1 protein-coding gene is annotated in these 1,605 nt (G+C 53.1%); it reads right to left on the reverse strand.

The features are described 5' to 3' along the window. Nucleotides 1–19: 19 nt before the first annotated feature. Nucleotides 20–610 carry a DUF7342 family protein gene (locus QT222_RS01340; RefSeq protein ID WP_491476057.1) on the reverse strand — a complete coding sequence of 197 codons (591 nt, stop codon included), beginning with the start codon at nt 608–610 and terminating at the stop codon, nt 20–22. Nucleotides 611–1,605 lie beyond the last annotated feature (995 nt).

The following is a 1,605-nucleotide window of genomic DNA, read 5'->3' on the forward strand; positions in this document are numbered from 1 at the left end:
CAGCTATCCCCATCGTCGGTTAGGTGGGGACACTACCATCGGTCGAGTGGAGGTCGCCGTCGACGAATCTCTCGGCGTTCGCGATTGAGAGTGCTGCGTTCGCGAACGCGAGGTTCCGACGTGTCGTCTGCCAGTCTCGAATCGTCTCCGCGTCGATCTCGCTCTGCTCCGAGGTGGGATCGGAGAGTGTCTGGTTTGCCTGCTCGATCGTCAACTCCTCGGGGGAGTCGACACCGTACTCGGCCCGATAGTCGTTGAGTTGGTCGCGCATTTCCGCAACTCGCGTGACGAGTTCGTCGGTCGAGACGTGCTCAAGGATGTCTGCGGCCTGCTCGACAACGAGAGACTCCGGCGACCGACGATAGACCGTTCCACCGTGGTTGCCGGTTGCAGTGATAACGAACCCTTCTTCAGCGAGCGTATTCAGATGTCTTCGTGCCGTCTTCGGGGATGTTCGTGCGTACTCAGCGACAGTATCCGCTGAGGCAGGCGTGTACGTGTGGGCGATAACACGGCGAATACGCTCGTAAGGGGTCGTCTCCGATTCCCATTCCTCGCCAACTGCTTCGTTGATATCCTCGAACTCGTCTGGTGGGATTCGATTGCTCATGTCTCCACTAACGAGTTGAAGTAGTATAGGTATTTGGTAAAATACTATATTTCGGTGTTGGCTCGCTTCAAATGGGTCCCGTGAGAGTGAGATAGGAACTCCTACTGAGCAGCTGATTCGATCGGGACCATTCTGGACGGAACCTCGAGAGTAGACTCAAATCGTTTGCATTGAGAGTGACGGTCTCAACTACTGGGTGTACGGGCAAGTTGAGACTACAGAGAATATAATCAGCGCACCTACCCTGTTACTTCCGAGAACCTGGAGTGAGCTGACCAGTAAGTAGGTGTGCTTACCGACCGATTTAATGACTGTATTTCCAGTAGTCCTTGACGGCCCGTCGCCACGCATCTTCGCGCGCCTCCTCACCTTCACGTACTCGTCGGTTTGATTTGTCAATTAACTTATCCAACTCATTGTAGATACGGTCAACAAGTGTGTCCCCATCTGCATCAACCAATGGGGTCGAGTTGTCCTCTTCGACAGTGACCGAGATCTCGCCGAATTGGATGATGACTTGTTTCAATCCCGTGTTGGGTTTCTACCGCACTGCGACCAGATGATGAGCCAGTCGTCGGATGGGTCCTACTCGTTTGGCTCTGTTGAAATCCTATTGGTTCGAACCTACCCCGCTGACACAACCGTTAGTTACAACTGCAAGTGCCTCAGGTCGGTCGGAAAATCTACCTGTTATGCCGACGATTCATATTAGTATGCTCTTCAGGACAGTATCGAGAATCGTGGCACTGGTAGCCGTGCCCATCATCCTTTGCTCTGCAATCTTCGTTCTATATGTCGGACTTGACGGTTCTTTCCCGGCGATTTTCGGGTTCGAAAGAGGGTATGTTGTCGTAGCCGGATTGCAGTTCTTGGCGGCGATTGTAATGCTGGTAAACGGGATTAAGCCCAATCTGTTGTCACAGGGCGCCGATTGAAAGACTCCCTACATGGCTCTGTTGAAATCCCTGTCTCTTATCCACATCTCCGAGCCCACG

The sequence above is a fragment of the Haloferax sp. s1 genome (assembly GCF_058382125.1).

Bases quoted from the DNA above. Each gene is read 5' to 3' on its own strand.
- QT222_RS01340 (WP_491476057.1), bottom strand. From the start codon at position 610: ATGAGCAATCGAATCCCACCAGACGAGTTCGAGGATATCAACGAAGCA.